The organism is Flavobacterium sp., from assembly GCF_035299245.1.
In the GTDB taxonomy this organism is placed as follows: Bacteria; Bacteroidota; Bacteroidia; order Flavobacteriales; family Flavobacteriaceae; genus Flavobacterium.
Genome location: NZ_DATGWY010000011.1, coordinates 37,939 through 55,080, shown reverse-complemented (window position 1 = coordinate 55,080; position 17,142 = coordinate 37,939). Strand labels below are relative to the sequence as shown.

General features: G+C 35.5%; 17 protein-coding genes and 4 tRNA genes. 2 read left to right on the top strand and 19 right to left on the bottom strand.

What is annotated here, in order from left to right; genetic code table 11:
- Window positions 1-41 precede the first annotated feature (41 nt).
- The 18 genes from rpoB to VK161_RS08390 all read right to left on the bottom strand — a co-directional run bounded on the left by rpoB (window position 42) and on the right by VK161_RS08390 (window position 13,712).
- On the bottom strand, window positions 42-3,854 hold the full coding sequence (gene rpoB / locus VK161_RS08475; protein ID WP_324214337.1) for a DNA-directed RNA polymerase subunit beta: 3,813 nt from the start codon (window positions 3,852-3,854) through the stop codon (window positions 42-44).
- 246 nt (window positions 3,855-4,100) lie between these two features.
- Window positions 4,101-4,475: a 50S ribosomal protein L7/L12 gene (rplL, locus tag VK161_RS08470; RefSeq protein ID WP_324214336.1), complete on the bottom strand. Its 375-nt coding sequence runs from the start codon at window positions 4,473-4,475 to the stop codon at window positions 4,101-4,103.
- A gap of 55 nt (window positions 4,476-4,530) precedes the next feature.
- Window positions 4,531-5,034, bottom strand: coding sequence for a 50S ribosomal protein L10 (rplJ, locus tag VK161_RS08465; protein WP_324214335.1), 504 nt, complete (start codon window positions 5,032-5,034; stop codon window positions 4,531-4,533).
- A 23-nt stretch (window positions 5,035-5,057) separates the two neighbouring features.
- A complete protein-coding gene (rplA, locus tag VK161_RS08460) occupies window positions 5,058-5,747 on the bottom strand; it encodes a 50S ribosomal protein L1 (protein ID WP_324214334.1) in 690 nt (229 codons plus the stop codon).
- Window positions 5,748-5,755: 8 nt separating this feature from the next.
- Window positions 5,756-6,196, bottom strand: a complete 441-nt coding sequence (gene rplK / locus VK161_RS08455) for a 50S ribosomal protein L11 (RefSeq protein WP_324214333.1) — start codon at window positions 6,194-6,196, stop codon at window positions 5,756-5,758.
- Window positions 6,197-6,262: 66 nt separating this feature from the next.
- Window positions 6,263-6,814, bottom strand: a complete 552-nt coding sequence (gene nusG / locus VK161_RS08450; RefSeq protein ID WP_324214332.1) for a transcription termination/antitermination protein NusG — start codon at window positions 6,812-6,814, stop codon at window positions 6,263-6,265.
- A gap of 12 nt (window positions 6,815-6,826) precedes the next feature.
- Complete coding sequence (gene secE, locus VK161_RS08445) at window positions 6,827-7,024, bottom strand: preprotein translocase subunit SecE (protein ID WP_324214331.1); 198 nt, start codon at window positions 7,022-7,024, stop codon at window positions 6,827-6,829.
- 15 nt (window positions 7,025-7,039) lie between these two features.
- A tRNA-Trp gene (locus tag VK161_RS08440) sits at window positions 7,040-7,110 on the bottom strand.
- 60 nt (window positions 7,111-7,170) lie between these two features.
- A complete protein-coding gene (gene tuf, locus VK161_RS08435; protein ID WP_324214330.1) occupies window positions 7,171-8,358 on the bottom strand; it encodes an elongation factor Tu in 1,188 nt (395 codons plus the stop codon).
- A 55-nt stretch (window positions 8,359-8,413) separates the two neighbouring features.
- Window positions 8,414-8,485: transfer RNA gene (locus tag VK161_RS08430), tRNA-Thr, on the bottom strand.
- 147 nt (window positions 8,486-8,632) lie between these two features.
- Window positions 8,633-8,714, bottom strand: a tRNA-Tyr gene (locus tag VK161_RS08425).
- Between the two features lie 57 nt (window positions 8,715-8,771).
- Window positions 8,772-8,845: transfer RNA gene (locus tag VK161_RS08420), tRNA-Thr, on the bottom strand.
- 96 nt (window positions 8,846-8,941) lie between these two features.
- Complete coding sequence (gene hpf / locus VK161_RS08415) at window positions 8,942-9,238, bottom strand: ribosome hibernation-promoting factor, HPF/YfiA family (RefSeq protein ID WP_324214329.1); 297 nt, start codon at window positions 9,236-9,238, stop codon at window positions 8,942-8,944.
- 31 nt (window positions 9,239-9,269) lie between these two features.
- Window positions 9,270-10,160, bottom strand: a complete 891-nt coding sequence (locus VK161_RS08410) for a tyrosine-type recombinase/integrase (RefSeq protein WP_414655417.1) — start codon at window positions 10,158-10,160, stop codon at window positions 9,270-9,272.
- Window positions 10,161-10,285: 125 nt separating this feature from the next.
- Window positions 10,286-10,480, bottom strand: coding sequence for a 30S ribosomal protein S21 (gene rpsU, locus VK161_RS08405; RefSeq protein WP_324214348.1), 195 nt, complete (start codon window positions 10,478-10,480; stop codon window positions 10,286-10,288).
- Window positions 10,481-10,554: 74 nt separating this feature from the next.
- Entirely contained in the window at window positions 10,555-11,439 is an 885-nt protein-coding gene (locus VK161_RS08400; RefSeq protein ID WP_324214328.1) for a hypothetical protein, read from the bottom strand.
- Between the two features lie 174 nt (window positions 11,440-11,613).
- Window positions 11,614-12,786 carry an acyl-CoA dehydrogenase family protein gene (locus tag VK161_RS08395; protein WP_324214327.1) on the bottom strand — a complete coding sequence of 391 codons (1,173 nt, stop codon included), beginning with the start codon at window positions 12,784-12,786 and terminating at the stop codon, window positions 11,614-11,616.
- A 35-nt stretch (window positions 12,787-12,821) separates the two neighbouring features.
- Window positions 12,822-13,712, bottom strand: coding sequence for a helix-hairpin-helix domain-containing protein (locus VK161_RS08390; protein ID WP_324214326.1), 891 nt, complete (start codon window positions 13,710-13,712; stop codon window positions 12,822-12,824).
- A gap of 103 nt (window positions 13,713-13,815) precedes the next feature.
- Here VK161_RS08390 and VK161_RS08385 point away from each other — a divergent pair, with 103 nt between their 5' ends.
- Both VK161_RS08385 and VK161_RS08380 read left to right on the top strand, forming a co-directional pair.
- Window positions 13,816-15,276 carry an APC family permease gene (locus VK161_RS08385; protein ID WP_324214325.1) on the top strand — a complete coding sequence of 487 codons (1,461 nt, stop codon included), beginning with the start codon at window positions 13,816-13,818 and terminating at the stop codon, window positions 15,274-15,276.
- A 98-nt stretch (window positions 15,277-15,374) separates the two neighbouring features.
- Window positions 15,375-16,853, top strand: coding sequence for an amino acid permease (locus VK161_RS08380; RefSeq protein WP_324214324.1), 1,479 nt, complete (start codon window positions 15,375-15,377; stop codon window positions 16,851-16,853).
- A 58-nt stretch (window positions 16,854-16,911) separates the two neighbouring features.
- Here VK161_RS08380 and VK161_RS08375 read toward each other — a convergent pair whose 3' ends face one another.
- Entirely contained in the window at window positions 16,912-17,136 is a 225-nt protein-coding gene (locus VK161_RS08375; RefSeq protein WP_414655416.1) for a PspC domain-containing protein, read from the bottom strand.
- Window positions 17,137-17,142 lie beyond the last annotated feature (6 nt).

Sequence of the window (17,142 nt, the reverse complement as noted above, 5' to 3'; positions counted from 1 at the left end):
TATGGTTTTTCAACAATGAACTATAAACCATCAACCATAAACTATTCTTCCAATCGGATGTCTAAGCCAAGACCTTTTAATTCATGCATTAATACATTGAATGACTCAGGTAATCCTGGTTCTGGCATAGTTTCACCTTTTACGATAGCTTCGTAGGTTTTAGCTCTACCAATAACGTCATCTGATTTTACTGTTAAGATTTCTCTTAAAGTACTCGAAGCACCATAAGCTTCAAGAGCCCAAACCTCCATCTCTCCAAAACGTTGACCTCCAAATTGAGCCTTACCTCCAAGTGGTTGTTGCGTAATCAATGAGTACGGTCCGATAGAACGTGCGTGCATTTTATCATCTACCATGTGACCTAATTTAAGCATGTAAATTACACCCACAGTTGCTGCTTGGTGGAAACGCTCTCCAGTTCCACCATCATAAAGATACGTGTGACCGAATCTTGGAATTCCAGCTTCGTCAGTCAATTCATTAATTTGGTCTAAAGTAGCTCCATCAAAGATTGGTGTTGCAAATTTTCTACCTAATTTTTGACCTGCCCATCCTAGAACCGTTTCATAAATCTGACCGATGTTCATACGTGATGGTACTCCAAGTGGGTTCAACACAATATCAACTGGTGTTCCATCTTCTAAGAACGGCATATCTTCTTGACGAACGATACGCGCTACAATACCTTTGTTTCCGTGACGTCCTGCCATTTTATCACCCACTTTCAATTTACGTTTCTTAGCGATGTAAACTTTAGCTAGTTTTAAAATTCCAGCTGGTAATTCGTCTCCAACAGTAATGGTAAATTTCTCTCTTCTTAATGCACCTTGTAAATCGTTTAATTTGATTTTATAGTTGTGAATTAAGTCGTTTACCAAACGGTTAGTTTCATCGTCAGCAACCCATTGTCCTTTGGTTAAATGTGCAAAATCTTCGACTGCATAAAGCATTTTTTGAGTATATTTTTTACCTTTTGGAAGAATTTCTTCTCCTAAATCGTTCAATACACCTTGCGAAGTTTTACCATTCACTATGTTGAATAATTTTTCAACTAATTTGTCTTTTAATTCAACAAATTTCGTTTCAAATTCCATTTCTAGTTCTGCCAAATCGTCTTTGTCTTTGGTACGCTTACGTTTGTCTTTTACAGCTCTAGCAAATAATTTTTTATCTAAAACTACACCGTGTAATGATGGAGAAGCTTTTAGTGACGCATCTTTTACATCACCCGCTTTGTCTCCGAAGATGGCTCTTAACAGTTTTTCTTCTGGAGTTGGATCTGACTCTCCTTTTGGTGTAATTTTTCCGATTAGAATATCGCCTGGTTTTACTTCGGCACCAATTCTAATCATTCCGTTTTCATCTAAATCTTTAGTAGCTTCTTCAGAAACGTTTGGAATATCATTCGTTAATTCTTCGTTACCTAATTTAGTATCTCTCACTTCCAATGAATAATCATCGATGTGGATTGAGGTAAAGATATCATCACGAACTACCTTCTCAGAGATTACAATTGCATCCTCGAAGTTGTACCCTTTCCATGGCATGAACGCTACTTTAAGGTTTCTTCCTAATGCTAATTCTCCGTTTTGAGTTGCATATCCTTCACAAAGAACTTGACCTAATTTTACTCTATCACCTTTTCTAACGATAGGTTTCAAGTTGATTGAAGTACTTTGGTTGGTTTTTCTGAATTTGATTAACTGATACGTTTTTTCATCGGCATCAAAGCTCACCATTCTTTCTTCTTCAGTACGATCGTATTTGATAGTAATTTTGTCCGCATCAACGTATTCAACTGTACCGTTTCCTTCTGCATTAATCAATACTCTGGAGTCAGACGCTACTTGTTGTTCCAATCCAGTTCCTACAATTGGAGCTTGTGGACGTAACAACGGAACTGCCTGACGCATCATGTTTGATCCCATCAACGCACGGTTCGCATCATCATGCTCTAAGAACGGAATCAACGAAGCCGAAATCGAAGCGATTTGGTTGGGCGCAACGTCAGTATAATGAACTACATTTGGTTCAACCACTGGGAAATCACCTTCTTCACGAGCAATAACTTTATCTGCAGTGATGTTTCCTTTATCGTCCATTTCGATGTTCGCTTGAGCAATCATCTTTCCTTCTTCTTCTTCAGCACTAAGGTAAATTGGCTCAGAAACTAAGTCAACTTGACCGTTAGTCACTTTACGATACGGAGTTTCGATGAATCCCATTCCGTTTACTTTAGCATAAACACCAAGTGACGAAATAAGACCGATGTTTGGTCCTTCAGGAGTTTCAATCGGACATAAACGACCGTAGTGCGTATAGTGAACGTCACGCACCTCGAAACCTGCTCTTTCTCTAGATAAACCTCCAGGTCCAAGTGCTGATAAACGACGTTTGTGCGTAATCTCTGCTAATGGATTCGTTTGATCCATGAACTGAGATAACTGGTTGGTTCCGAAGAAAGAGTTAATTACCGATGATAATGTTTTAGCATTAATCAAATCGATTGGTGTAAACACCTCGTTATCTCTAACGTTCATTCTTTCGCGGATGGTTCTAGCCATACGAGCCAAACCAACTCCGAATTGAGCTGATAATTGCTCACCAACTGTACGTACACGACGGTTTGACAAGTGATCAATATCATCAATCTCAGCTTTTGAGTTAATTAATTCGATCAAATATTTTACGATAGTTATGATGTCTTCTTTCGTTAAAACTTGTTTTTCCATAGGAATATCAAGGTTTAACTTTTTGTTCATTCTGTAACGACCTACTTCACCTAAGTTGTAACGTTGATCCGAGAAGAACAATTTATCTATAATACCACGAGCGGTTTCCTCATCAGGCGGTTCTGCATTACGCAACTGACGGTAAATGTGCTCAACGGCTTCTTTTTCAGAGTTTGTTGGGTCTTTTTGTAACGTATTGTGGATAATAGCGTAATCGGCTTGGTTGTTATCCTCTTTATGTAATAAGATTACTTTTACGTCAGCATCGATAATTTCTTCTACGTTGTCTTTATCTAAAATCGTATCACGATCTAAGATAATTTCGTTACGTTCGATAGAAACTACTTCACCAGTATCTTCATCAACGAAATCTTCGTGCCAAGTATTCAAGACACGCGCCGCTAATTTTCTACCGATGTATTTTTTAAGACCTGTTTTTGAAACTTTGATTTCTTCTGCAAGGTCAAAGATTTCAAGAATATCTTTATCTCTTTCAAAACCAATGGCTCTGAAAAGAGTAGTAACTGGTAATTTTTTCTTTCTATCAATGTATGCGTACATCACATTATTGATATCAGTTGCAAATTCGATCCAAGAACCTTTGAAAGGAATTACTCTAGCCGAATACAACTTTGTACCATTAGCATGGAACGACTGACCAAAGAATACACCAGGAGATCTGTGCAACTGAGAAACAACAACCCTTTCAGCACCATTGATAACAAAGGTACCACTTGGAGTCATGTAGGGAATAGTTCCTAAGTAAACATCTTGAACAATAGTTTCAAAATCTTCGTGCTCAGGATCAGTACAATATAATTTTAAACGCGCTTTGAGAGGTACACTATAAGTTAACCCTCTTTCAATACACTCTTGAATAGTATATCTTGGTGGATCAACAAAATAGTCTAAAAATTCTAAAACGAATTGATTTCTTGTATCGGTTATTGGAAAGTTTTCCATGAAGGTGTTGTATAAACCTTCGTTGCCTCTTTCGTCAGATTTCGTTTCTAATTGAAAGAAATCTTTAAAAGATTTTACCTGAACATCCAGAAAGTCTGGGTAACTAGGTATATTTTTTGTTGAGGCAAAATTCAATCTTTCAGTCTGATTTGTTATCATCAATGGACAAAATTTTGATTTAAAAAAAGTAATTTTTGTGTAAAAACACTGTTTATTGTATACTTTCTTTTAATTAATCAATACATCTTTAAAAATGAACAAAGTACCAGTACATTTTCTTTCTTCGTATTGATTAAAATTTTTTTTGTATTTAAAATTATTAGATAATTTTATTATACGAAAAATGGTTTAGGTCATTGAGCGTTTTACTCAAGACCTAAACCTAGTTCTAAAACTGAAGTTTTGTTATTTTAACTCTACTACAGCTCCAGCTTCTTCTAAAGATTTTTTAAGACCTTCAGCTTCTGCTTTAGAAACACCTTCTTTGATGTTAGCAGGAGCACCGTCTACCATATCTTTTGCTTCTTTTAACCCTAAACCAGTTAATTCTTTAACCGCTTTAACTACAGCTAATTTAGAAGCTCCAGCATCTTTTAATACTACTGTGAATTCTGTTTGCTCTTCAGCAGCTTCTCCACCACCAGCACCACCAGCAGCTACTACTACTGCAGCAGCAGCAGGCTCGATACCATACTCATCTTTTAATATTGTTGCTAAATCATTAACTTCTTTTACAGTTAAGTTAACTAATTGTTCTGCGAATTGTTTTAAATCTGCCATTTTTTCTATCGTTTAAAATGTTCTTTTAATTTATTTTTGTTATTAAGTGCGTTAATTACTCAGCAGCTGCTTCACCTTTAGATTCTGCATTGTTTAAAAGTGCAGAAATAATGCGTTTCGCTGGAGATTGAAGTAATCCGATGATTTCTCCAATAACTTCTTCTCTAGATTTGATTGCAACTAAGCTATCCAAAAGGTTATCACCAATATAAATTTCGTTATTGATGAAAGCACCTTTCAATAAAGGCTTATCACTTTTCTTTCTAAAGTCTTTAATAATTTTAGCTGGTCCGTTAGCTACTTCAGAAATGAAGATAGATGAATTTCCTTTTAAGATTGAAGGAAGGTCACCATAATCATTAGTAGAAGCTTCCATTGCTTTTTCAAGCAATGTGTTTTTTACTACTTCTAATTTGATTCCAGCTTTAAAACAAGCTCTTCTGAGGTTTGATGTAGTTTCAGCATCTAAACCTGAAGTATCTGCAATGTATACTACATTTGATTCAGCCAACTTTGCAGTTAAATCTTCTATCGCGATTGATTTTTCTTCTCTAGTCATAATAAAATATGTTTAACTACCAATTATACAGCTTTAGGATCTAAAGCGATAGCAGGACTCATAGTACTTGACAAGTGGATTGACTTGATGTAAGTACCTTTTGCTGCAGTTGGTTTCATTTTGATTAATGTTTGAATAATTTCGTGAGCGTTGTCAACGATTTTGTCTGCTTCGAAGGAAATTCTTCCGATACCCGCGTGAACAATACCTGTTTTATCCACTTTAAAGTCGATTTTACCCGCTTTTACCTCAGCAACAGCTTTACCAATTTCCATAGTAACTGTTCCTGTTTTTGGGTTTGGCATTAAACCTCTAGGACCTAATACACGTCCTAATGGACCTAATTTACCCATGATAGCTGGCATAGTGATGATTACATCAACATCCGTCCAACCGTCTTTAATTTTTTGAAGGTAATCGTCTAAACCTACGTAATCAGCTCCAGCAGCTTTTGCTTCAGCTTCTTTATCTGGAGTAACTAAAGCCAATACTTTAGTATCTTTACCAGTTCCGTGAGGAAGAGTTACAACACCTCTTACCATTTGATTTGCTTTTCTTGGATCAACTCCTAAACGAACAGCAATATCTACTGACTCATCAAATTTTGCAGAAGCAACTGTTTTCAATAAAGATGAAGCATCTTTTAATGAATACAATTTGTTTTTCTCAATTTTTGAAGCAGCCTCTTTTTGTTTTTTTGTCAATTTTGCCATTTCTTACCTTATTTTAGAGGAGAATCTCCAGTTACAGTTATACCCATAGATCTAGCTGTTCCAGCAATCATGCTCATAGCAGATTCAATCGTAAAAGCATTTAAATCAGTCATCTTGTCTTCGGCGATAGCTTTAATTTGATCCCAAGTTACATTAGCAACTTTTTTTCTGTTTGGCTCACCTGAACCAGATTTTAATTTAGCAGCATCCAATAATTGAATTGCAGCAGGTGGAGTTTTTACAACAAAATCGAACGATTTGTCTTTATACACGGTAATTTGTACCGGTAATACTTTGCCAGGTTGATCTTGAGTTCTAGCATTGAATTGCTTACAGAACTCCATGATGTTAACCCCAGCAGCTCCCAAAGCAGGTCCAACCGGTGGCGACGGGTTCGCAGCACCTCCCTTTACTTGTAGTTTAACTACTTTACTAACTTCTTTAGCCATTTCTTAAAAATTTAGCACATCTATCAATTGGAAGCGATTGATGTGATTATTAATATGTAACAAAAATTATACTTTTTCAACTTGCATAAAACTCAATTCAAGAGGTGTTTTTCTTCCGAAAATTTTCACCATAACTTCAAGTTTACGCTTTTCTTCATTAATTTTTTCAATAGACCCATTGAATCCATTAAAAGGACCATCAACCACTTTAATTACTTCACCGATAGTGAAAGGAATTGATTGATTGTCTGTATTTACCGAAAGCTCATCCACTTTACCTAACATTCTGTTCACTTCAGAAAGTCGCAACGGTACAGGATCTCCTCCTTTTACTTCACCTAAAAAACCAATCACGCCTGTAATTGACTTGATAATATGTGGTATCTCACCAACTAGATTAGCTTCAATCATTACATAACCCGGAAAATATACTTTATCTTTCGATATTTTTTTTCCATCACGTACTTGAACTACTTTTTCAGTAGGAACAAGAACCTGAGATATGTAATCACCCATACCCAATCTATGTATCTCAGTCTCGATATAAGATTTAACCTTATTTTCTTGACCGCTTACAGCTCTTACAACGTACCACTTTTTTAAATTATTATCAGCCATTTTGTAATGTGATTAACCTTTAAGTAAATTAAAAAAACCTGCAATTGCTTTAGTGAAAAATTCATCAACACCCCAAGTAAGCAGAGCAAATATTACCGAAAATAAAGCTACAATAATGGTGTATTTTTGAACCTCAGCCCATTCTGGCCAAGTAACATTTGTTTTTAATTCTTCAAATGCTTCCGAAAAATAATTTAAAATTTTTGACATTTTATATTTTATTAGCACGGGCGGGAGGATTCGAACCACCATCAACGGTTTTGGAGACCGCTATTCTACCCTTGAACTACGCCCGTTCATTAAAAACCAGTGTCGTTCATTGCAAACGACACTGATTGTATTTATTTAATTAGAATTTATTCTAAGATTTCAGTAACCTGACCAGCACCAACTGTTCTACCACCTTCACGGATAGCAAAACGTAAACCTACGTTCATAGCGATTGGGCTCAATAAAGCAACTTCAATAGTTAAGTTATCACCTGGCATTACCATCTCTACACCTGCTGGTAAAGAAATAACTCCTGTTACGTCAGTTGTACGAACGTAGAACTGTGGACGGTAGTTATTGTGGAATGGAGTGTGACGACCACCTTCTTCTTTTTTCAAGATATAAACCTCAGCTTTGAATTTAGAGTGTGGCTTAACAGATCCTGGTTTAATGATAACCATACCTCTTTTGATATCTGCTTTGTCAATACCTCTCAATAAAAGACCTACGTTATCTCCAGCTTCACCTCTATCAAGGATTTTACGGAACATCTCAACTCCTGTGATTGTAGAAGTTAATTTATCTGCACCCATACCAATGATTTCAACAGGATCTCCAGTATTAGCAACTCCAGTTTCGATACGACCTGTAGCAACAGTTCCACGACCTGTAATTGTAAATACGTCTTCAACTGGCATCAAGAATGGTTTTGCATTGTCACGAACTGGCTCTTCAATCCAGTTGTCAACTGCTTCCATTAATTCGATGATTTTAGGAACCCAGTTTGGATCGTTGTTTAATCCACCTAAAGCAGAACCTTGAACAACAGGACCATTATCACCATCGTATTCGTAGAAAGACAACAAGTCTCTGATTTCCATTTCTACTAACTCTAATAATTCAGCATCATCAACCATATCCACTTTATTCATGAATACAACAATTCTAGGAATACCTACTTGGCGACCTAAAAGGATGTGCTCACGAGTTTGTGGCATTGGTCCGTCTGTAGCAGCAACTACTAAGATAGCACCGTCCATTTGAGCAGCACCAGTAACCATGTTCTTAACGTAATCCGCGTGACCTGGACAGTCTACGTGAGCGTAGTGACGGTTAGCAGTTTCATACTCAACGTGAGATGTATTAATTGTAATACCTCTTTCTTTTTCTTCTGGAGCATTATCAATTTGATCAAATGATTTTGCTTGACAGTAACCTGCATCAGATAATACTTTAGTGATTGCAGCAGTTAATGTAGTTTTTCCGTGATCCACGTGCCCAATTGTACCAATATTAAGGTGTGGTTTGTTACGATTAAAATTTTCTTTTGCCATTTTAATTAATTTTAAACTTAGTTATATTTATTAGTGTTCAAATTTTCAAATTTTGAGCCAATGACGGGAATTGAACCCGTGACCTCTTCCTTACCAAGGAAGCACTCTACCCCTGAGCTACACCGGCAAGGACTGCAAAGTTTCACCAGCAACCTATGACAGGCTCAGGATTACAAGCGAGCTTGTGATCCGTAAGGGTGAACCCTTACTAAATTTTTAAAATCAAATTTTTATCGAAGTAAACTTCATGAAAATTCTTTTTTTAAAAATTTTGTGGGGAGAGCAGGATTCGAACCTGCGAAGATGTAATCAGCGGATTTACAGTCCGCCCTCGTTGGCCGCTTGAGTATCTCCCCAACTTTTAAAACAATATTTCAATCGATAATTTCAGTTTAAAAAAACTAAAATTACAGAGCCGATAGAGGGACTCGAACCCACGACCTGCTGATTACAAATCAGCTGCTCTAGCCAGCTGAGCTACATCGGCTTATACAATAAAAAAAGTCCGCTATTTCTAACGGACTGCAAATGTAGGGATTTATTTTTTTTATCAAAACATTTTTGTGAAAAAAATTTTGAATATTTATGCTCTTATTTTCTCTTTTCTTTTTACCAAGAGTCTCTCTAGTGATTCCGCAGCTAATTCAACGGCTTCTTCAAATGATTTACACTGTTTTTTTACCATAAAATCATCTCCAGGCACGTGAATTTTTAACTCCACAACTTTATTTTCTTTTTCACTCGTCTTTTCAACTTTCAAAAAAACGTCAGAAGAAACTATTTTATCATAAAATTTTTCTAATTTATCTAATCTTTGTTGCATAAAATCAACTAACTTTCTGTCTACAGAAAAACCAACGGCATGAACATTTACTTTCATATTCAAAATTATTTTATGTTAAACAATAGTGTTATTTATTTCTAGGGTGCGCATCACCATATACTTTTTTTAGTTCAGACAAACTACTGTGCGTGTATATTTGGGTTGAAGCTAAACTAGAATGTCCTAACAACTCTTTTACTGAATTTAAATCGGCTCCATTGTTAAGCATGTGAGTTGCAAACGTGTGACGTAATATGTGCGGACTCTTTTTTACCTTTTCGGAGACATTACTAAAGTAGTAATTTATTAATCGATACACAAACGAATCGTTCATTTTAACTCCTTTTAACATTAAAAAAAAATAGTCATTATCTTTAATCACTTCTAATTGAGCCCTTTCAGAAAGATAAAGATTCATCTGTTTTGAAATAATTGGCAGTATTGGTAGAATTCTTTCTTTGTTTCTTTTACCTAAAACCTTTAAAGTACCACTAGAAAGATTAACATTTTGCATTTTTAGATTGATTAATTCTGTTCTTCTGATTCCTGTTGAGTAAAACAAATCGATAATTAACTTATCTCTTACACCTTCAAAACCTTCAGGATACTTTAATAAATTTAAAACAGCATCAAGTTCCTTTTCAGAAAAAGGGATTTGAAGTTTCTTAGGCGTTTTCAATGACTTGTGTTTCAGTAAAGGACTGGATTCAATCTGTTTGGTTTTTAATAAAAACTTATAAAATGATTTGAGTGAAGACACTTTCCTATTTACAGAACTATTTGAAATTCCATCATCTACCATAGCTACTATCCAACTTCTAATCATACTATAATTAACTTCCTCAAGCGAATCAGTATCAAAATTTGTTTTTAAAAATTCTTGAAAGAAAATCAAATCATTAACATAAGCATTAACTGTATGCAACGAATACTTTTTTTCTGATTGAAGATAATCTTGAAAAGAGTTAAGATTGCTCATTATTGATTTTAAATAAAATTGACAGCACTGATGAGATTGCTTCGTTCCTCGCAATAAAAAAACCGTTACTAACAAAGTTATAAAACTTTAATTAGTAACGGTTATTATTTTAATCAAAACTTAGATTAACTCTCTAACGAGTCTCTTAAGTTTTGGATATACGCTGCTTTTTGAATCTGAGCTCTTCTAGTTACAGATGGCTTAATGAAAGCTTGACGTGCTCTTAACTGACGAACAGTACCTGTTTTGTCAAATTTTCTTTTATAGCGCTTTAATGCTCTATCGATATTTTCTCCGTCTTTAATTGGTATAATTAACATAATATAGACACCTCCTCTCATTTAGTGGGTGCAAAAGTAATACAATTTTTGAATTACACCAATAAATCTAAATTTTATTCAAAAAAGAATTCGGTTTCCTCTATATTTTGTGCATTGGGGTCATACAAACTCTCCACTCGCGTCTTTTTGTTGTAATAATTGTTAGGCAACACTTCATAGTCTTCGCTTATTATTGCATTTGAATTAATGTTTTTGGAATAGTCTAAACTGAAGCTATTTCCACTGCAATAATTTTCAGAACAAATCATTCTAAGAACTCTCTTTCCGTACGATAACTCTCTTAATTTATTACGTGTATCTATTACGCCCGAATAATCGTAATTAATTATTGTACCATCAGGCTTTTGAACCGAAGTCAAATTATTATCAGTATACGAATAATTGTATAAATTAGTAATCACTCCATCTAAATCATTATCATATCCTGCGGAAATTACATTGTCGTTCTGATCAAAATTCAATATCATCCGTTGAGAAACTTCTGCATTTGGATCATTATAGGGCAAATTCAAACGTTCACAATACACAGTGTTATTACTTTGATGAATGAATCTGTAATTTAAAGTTTGACCTCCACTATAATTTCGATTGATTCCTATCAACTGATTTTGATTGTCATAATAAAAATAATCAATGAAGTTACCACCAAGACTAACTTGAGACAACAAACCACTGGTGTAAAAGTATTTTTGCTGGGTAATTGCTGGACCAGTACTCACATTATTTACAAATGCTTCCACTGATTCTGAGTGCAATTTTCCGTCGACTAAAATACCTGTAGTTATCATTTTATAATCAGGCAAACTACTATCATCATAATCAGTAGTAGATGTTATTTTGTATCCTGTAATAACATCACTAACCTGTAATTCATTATCATCATTAGAACACGATACCAAAAAAAGTATTAGTAGTAAAATACTGCTTATTTTTTTCATAGTTTATTGATTTGTTATATCCAATTAACGAATGAAATCAGAAGAAAGTATTTTGATAGATGTTAAAATTTCTCTTGAGCTTGATATTTTAAGAAACATTGATCTTTCCAAAAACAAAAAACCAAGTAATAATTTCTATTACTTGGTTTTATATTAATCTTTTTTTGACAACAATTACTGTTTCACTGCGGGTTTGTAATCTTGATTATCAATAATCATTTTTGACAAAATCTCTTTTAGAATCTCGGAAGTTCCACCACCAATCGGACCCAAACGACTGTCTCGCATCAAACGCGCCAATGGATATTCTTCCATATACCCATAACCTCCTAACATTTGTAGACAACTATAAATGGTTTCATCGGCTACTTTAGTCGATTTTAATTTGGCCATAGTGGCTTCTTTCACTACATATTCGCCTTGATTCAAACGAGCAACAGCAGCGTAATTGAATACTTTACAATGCTCAACATCAGTCGCATGATCTACCATGGTGTGTCGTAACGCTTGAAACTTATTAATCGTTGTCCCGAATGCTTCGCGTTGCGACATGTATTCTAAGGTGTAATCAATCGCATATTCAGCTCTAGCATGCGCATTGATTGCCATAACCAATCGCTCCAAAGCAAAATGCTGCATAATGTATGCAAAACCTTTTCCTTCTTCACCCATTAAATTTTCTATCGGAATTTCAACATCTTCAAAAGCAATTTCGGCAGTATCGGATGCTCTCCAACCTAATTTATCCAATTTTGTAGCCGATATTCCTTTGGTTGAAGTATCTACTAAAAAAATACTGATTCCTTTATTACCCAAATCTGGGTTGGTCTTAGCTGCAACCACATAGTAATCGGCATACACTCCATTAGTTATGAATGTTTTGGAACCATTAATAATGTATTTATCTCCTTTTTTCACCGCAGTCGTTCGCATCCCAGCTACATCGCTACCGCCAAAAGGTTCAGAAATGCACAATGCTCCAATTTTATCACCCGAAATACTCGGCGCTAAATACTCTTGTTTGATGCGTTCATCGCCTTCAGCATGCAAATGCGTCATGGCCAAATACGAATGCGCCCACATTGCAGCAGCAAAACCAGATGATTTTATTTTTTGTAATTCTTCTAAAAAAATCACGGTGTAAAACAAGTCCAAGTTCAATCCGCCGTATGCTTCAGGATATCGAATTCCGAAAAACCCCATTTCGCCAAACTTTTTCCAAATAAACCGTTCTATTGTACCTGTTTTTTCCCACTTTTCGATGTGAGGTACCACTTCTTTTTGCAAAAAGTCACGCAAACTTGCTCTAAATAATTGATGTTCTTCTGTGAAATATAGTGAACTCATATAGTTGAAATAATTTTAAAATTCTGTTGATTTTTTCAGAATTCCAAATATAAGGCAATTATTTTTATTTTATCATTAGGCATTTCTTTTATTTTTGTTAAATCCTCAATTTTTAGGTCGCCATTCATACTTCGATAGGAAACAATATTTTTTGAAATAGGATAACGGAAATACGGAAATTGCCCTAACTCTTTTACAGAAGCTTGGTTGATGTTGATTTTCTTTGGATTAGGTTTACTGATGATGGCAAACTGTTGATTGAGTTTTTCGATTACTTCGGGCGAAAGTCCCCAAACATCATTCATTTGTTCCATTGACACAAAACTTCCTAATAGTGCTCTTTGCTTTAAAATTCGGTCTGAAATGGCATCACCTATTCCGTAGACTTTCATCAAATCTTCTTTAGTGGCCAAATTAATATCGATGACAATCACTTTTTGTTTAACCTCCGATTTATTTTTCGAATAATCTACCCAACCCGATTTAAATTCAGAAGTGGATTGTTTCTTGTTCACCCAATCTGGAAATTTAAAAAACGGTTTCATGGTTTTTAAAAGTGAATCGGAAACACCAGTTATTTTTTGAAATTCTTCGGCCGAATTGACGAACTTATTTTGTTTTCGATAGGCTAACAATCGATCGATTTGTTCGACTGACATTCCGAGTTTGTATCCTTTAAAATCATTGATGAAATTCGGATTGAAAGGATACATTTTGTAGGATGGATCGGGTTGATTTTGTTTCAACGAATCCAACTCACTTTGCAAAGCAAGCCATCTTTCCTTTTCAGGATTAGTTTTAGAAGTTGATGAAAAATCAAGAAAGTAATACGCTACTTGAAGTAGTAGAATCAAAATAAACAACAACAAAATTCCATTGCGTTGTTCTTTGGTAAACACCAAATACGGAGGGATTTTTTTAGGCATATACTATAAATTTTGGCTTTAATACTTCAAATGTAGCAAAAAAAGCAATGAAAAATTGAATTTAATTTTCTTTTTCTATCTTTAGCGGAACCAAAAACAAACTATGGAAACGAACGAAAAAGGATTTAAGAAAGAACTCAACTTGGTCAATGCGACTAGTATCGTTGCAGGCTCAATGATTGGCTCTGGAATTTTTATTGTAACATCAGCGATGGCGCGCGACTTAGGTTCATCAGGCTGGTTACTACTCACTTGGCTGCTTACTGGATTGCTTACCATGTCGGCAGCTTTGAGTTATGGTGAATTAGCAGGAATGATGCCTAACGCCGGCGGACAATACGTTTACATTCAACGAGCGTACGGAAAATTAGTTTCGTTTTTGTACGGCTGGACAGTTTTTTCAGTAATTCAAACCGGAGTAATTGCAGCGGTTGCGGTAGCTTTTGCGAATTATACTTCGGTATTCATTCCTGAATTAGAAACCAAATTATTCAACATCACTGATACTACTGCTATAACTTACAAACAAGTTATGGCGATTGTGAGTGTGATTTTACTCACTTATATTAATACCAAAGGCGTTCAAAACGGAAAAAAACTACAATTGCTTTTTACTGTTGCCAAATTATTTGCGCTTTTTGCCTTGATTGTTTTGGGATTGTACGTTGGGCTACAAACCGATGTATTCAGTCAGAATTTTGCTCATCCATGGGATGCAGTGAAAACCGTTTTGAATGGAGATGGAACAACCACCACGATTCAATTGACTGGAGTTGCCTTAACTGCCGCCATCGGAACCACAATTATTAACTCATTATTTTCGAGTGATGCATGGAACAATGTAACTTTTATTGCAGCTGAAATTAAAGATCCAAAACGAAACATTCCTAGAAGTTTATTTTTAGGAACTACCATTGTTACTGTAATTTATTTATTGGCCAACCTAGCCTATTTAGCATTATTGCCAATGACTGGTTCTCCAGAAGGTGCATCCGTTATGGAAAAAGGTATCATGTTTGCCAGCGAAGACCGAGTGGGTGCGGCGGCGGCAAATATTATCTTAGGTAATGTTGGTGTGTTTGTAATGGCGGGTTTAATTATGATTTCGACTTTTGGATGCAACAGTGGATTGATCTTGGCGGGCGGACGATTGTTTTACGCCATGTCAAAAGACGGTTTATTTTTCAAACAAGCAGGTGAATTGAATAAACACAATGTTCCTGAAAAGGCGCTGTGGTTTCAATGCGTTTGGGCTTCGTTACTTTGTATTTCTGGAAAATACGGTGATTTATTAACTTATGCTACATTTGCTTCATTGCTGTTTTACATATTAACCATCTACGGAATTTTCATCCTTCGAAAAAAAGAACCCAATACAGAACGACCTTATAAGGCATTTGGTTATCCAATAATTCCGGCTTTGTACATTATTGTTACCACGCTAATTTGCATCACCTTACTGATTTACGATACCACAAATACTGGATTAGGATTGATTATTGTACTACTTGGGATTCCGATTTACTACATTACTCAATGGATATCAAAGAATAAAAATTCATAAGAAAACCAACAATTACGGAGAGTTTTCAACATTTAGCACTTCGTAAAATAAAAATAATATATATTTGATTTCAATTACTAACCAAAACTAATTTAATTATGTCAATTTGGAAAAGAAAACCTTTAAATTTACTATTAGCTGAAGCATCCGAAACAGAAAAAGGACTCAAAAGAACCTTGACTGCATGGTCGTTAATTGCTTTGGGAATTGGAGCCATCATTGGAGCTGGACTTTTTGTTAGAACGGCAATGGCTGCTTCTCAAAATGCCGGACCATCAGTTACTATTGCCTTCGTAGTGGCCGCAATTGGCTGTGCTTTAGCAGGTTTATGCTACGCCGAATTATCTTCTTCCATTCCAATTTCAGGAAGTGCTTACACCTACACTTATGCCACCATGGGTGAATTTTTAGCCTGGATTATAGGTTGGGACTTAATATTAGAATACGCCGTTGGAGCTGCAACAGTAGGAATTGCTTGGAGTGAATACCTCAATAACCTGCTGGTCAACGTGCTGCACATGAGTCCGATTCCTTACGAACTCTCGCACTCACCTTTCCAAACATCACCCGATGGACTTCAACATGGTATGATTAATTTACCCGCTTTGTTCATCGTTGGAGCCATTAGTTTACTTTTAATAAAAGGAATACAAGAATCTGCTTTTGTTAACGGAATCATCGTAATTGTAAAAGTAGCTATAGTTGTAATGATTATTGCAATAGGTTGGGGATTCATCAATCCTTCTAATCACGAGCCCTACATTCCGCCTAGCTCTGTATTTACTGACTCACATGGAATAGACCATTCGTTTGGTGGTTTCTGGGGAATAATCGGTGCTGCCGGAACTGTTTTCTTTGCTTTCATAGGATTTGACGCTGTATCAACTGCTGCACAAGAGACTAAAAACCCGAAACGCAACATGCCAATTGGAATTTTAGGTTCATTAGCAATCTGTACCTTATTATACATTCTTTTTGCCCACGTATTAACTGGTGTTGCTACTGTAGAAGACTTTAGAGGCGAAGGTGGAGAAGCATCAGTTGCTTTCGCCATTCAAAAATACATGACTGGTTACCAATGGTTGGCCAACTTTGTGACTGTTGCTATTTTAGCTGGATTCTCATCGGTAATTTTAGTAATGTTACTAGGGCAATCAAGAGTATTCTACGCAATGGGGAAAGATGGTTTACTACCAAAAGCATTCAGTGATTTGCATTCAAAATACCAAACACCTTACAAAGCGAATTTAGTAATCTTAGTAATCGTTGGATTATTTGCTGCTTTTGTTCCTGGCGATATTGTAGGTGACATGACGAGTATTGGTACTTTATTTGCCTTTGTACTAGTATGTGTTGCGGTGATTATTTTGAGAAAGAAAGAACCAGACATGAAAAGAGAATTCAAAACTCCTTTTGTACCACTTATTCCAATTTTAGGCGTAATTGCTTGTTTATTGATGATGGTAGGATTGGGATGGACCAACTGGTTACGTCTTTTTGCTTGGATGGGAATAGGTGTAATTATCTATTTCATTTACGGAATTAAAAACAGTCGTTTGAATAATGGAGACAAATAGAAACTTCTGACATAAAACTAAAAAGGATTAAGCCAAAAACTTAATCCTTTTTTTATGTCTATAAATCAAAAACGGAACTTCGTTTGGCCCGAATTAAATCTTTTAATTTTATCCAAAATGCTAAGGTGAGATATACGCCAAACCAAAGTCCGACGGTAACAAATGAAATGTAAATAAAAAACAAACGCACATTAGTAGCACGCATTCCCAACTTATCGGCTAAGCGCGAAGACACGTGAAAACCGTGTTTTTCAAAAAATAATTGAATGTTGCGAATCATCATTTTTTA

Excerpts from the sequence above, each read along its gene's own strand:
- rpoB (WP_324214337.1), bottom strand. The coding sequence starts at position 3,854 with ATGATAACAAATCAGACTGAAAGATTGAATTTTGCCTCAACAAAAAAT.
- rplL (WP_324214336.1), bottom strand. The coding sequence starts at position 4,475 with ATGGCAGATTTAAAACAATTCGCAGAACAATTAGTTAACTTAACTGTA.
- rplJ (WP_324214335.1), bottom strand. The coding sequence starts at position 5,034 with ATGACTAGAGAAGAAAAATCAATCGCGATAGAAGATTTAACTGCAAAG.
- rplA (WP_324214334.1), bottom strand. The coding sequence starts at position 5,747 with ATGGCAAAATTGACAAAAAAACAAAAAGAGGCTGCTTCAAAAATTGAG.
- rplK (WP_324214333.1), bottom strand. The coding sequence starts at position 6,196 with ATGGCTAAAGAAGTTAGTAAAGTAGTTAAACTACAAGTAAAGGGAGGT.
- nusG (WP_324214332.1), bottom strand. The coding sequence starts at position 6,814 with ATGGCTGATAATAATTTAAAAAAGTGGTACGTTGTAAGAGCTGTAAGC.
- secE (WP_324214331.1), bottom strand. The coding sequence starts at position 7,024 with ATGTCAAAAATTTTAAATTATTTTTCGGAAGCATTTGAAGAATTAAAA.
- tuf (WP_324214330.1), bottom strand. The coding sequence starts at position 8,358 with ATGGCAAAAGAAAATTTTAATCGTAACAAACCACACCTTAATATTGGT.
- hpf (WP_324214329.1), bottom strand. The coding sequence starts at position 9,238 with ATGAAAGTAAATGTTCATGCCGTTGGTTTTTCTGTAGACAGAAAGTTA.
- VK161_RS08410 (WP_414655417.1), bottom strand. The coding sequence starts at position 10,160 with ATGAGCAATCTTAACTCTTTTCAAGATTATCTTCAATCAGAAAAAAAG.
- rpsU (WP_324214348.1), bottom strand. The coding sequence starts at position 10,480 with ATGTTAATTATACCAATTAAAGACGGAGAAAATATCGATAGAGCATTA.
- VK161_RS08400 (WP_324214328.1), bottom strand. The coding sequence starts at position 11,439 with ATGAAAAAAATAAGCAGTATTTTACTACTAATACTTTTTTTGGTATCG.
- VK161_RS08395 (WP_324214327.1), bottom strand. The coding sequence starts at position 12,786 with ATGAGTTCACTATATTTCACAGAAGAACATCAATTATTTAGAGCAAGT.
- VK161_RS08390 (WP_324214326.1), bottom strand. The coding sequence starts at position 13,712 with ATGCCTAAAAAAATCCCTCCGTATTTGGTGTTTACCAAAGAACAACGC.
- VK161_RS08385 (WP_324214325.1), top strand. The coding sequence starts at position 13,816 with ATGGAAACGAACGAAAAAGGATTTAAGAAAGAACTCAACTTGGTCAAT.
- VK161_RS08380 (WP_324214324.1), top strand. The coding sequence starts at position 15,375 with ATGTCAATTTGGAAAAGAAAACCTTTAAATTTACTATTAGCTGAAGCA.
- VK161_RS08375 (WP_414655416.1), bottom strand. The coding sequence starts at position 17,136 with ATGATGATTCGCAACATTCAATTATTTTTTGAAAAACACGGTTTTCAC.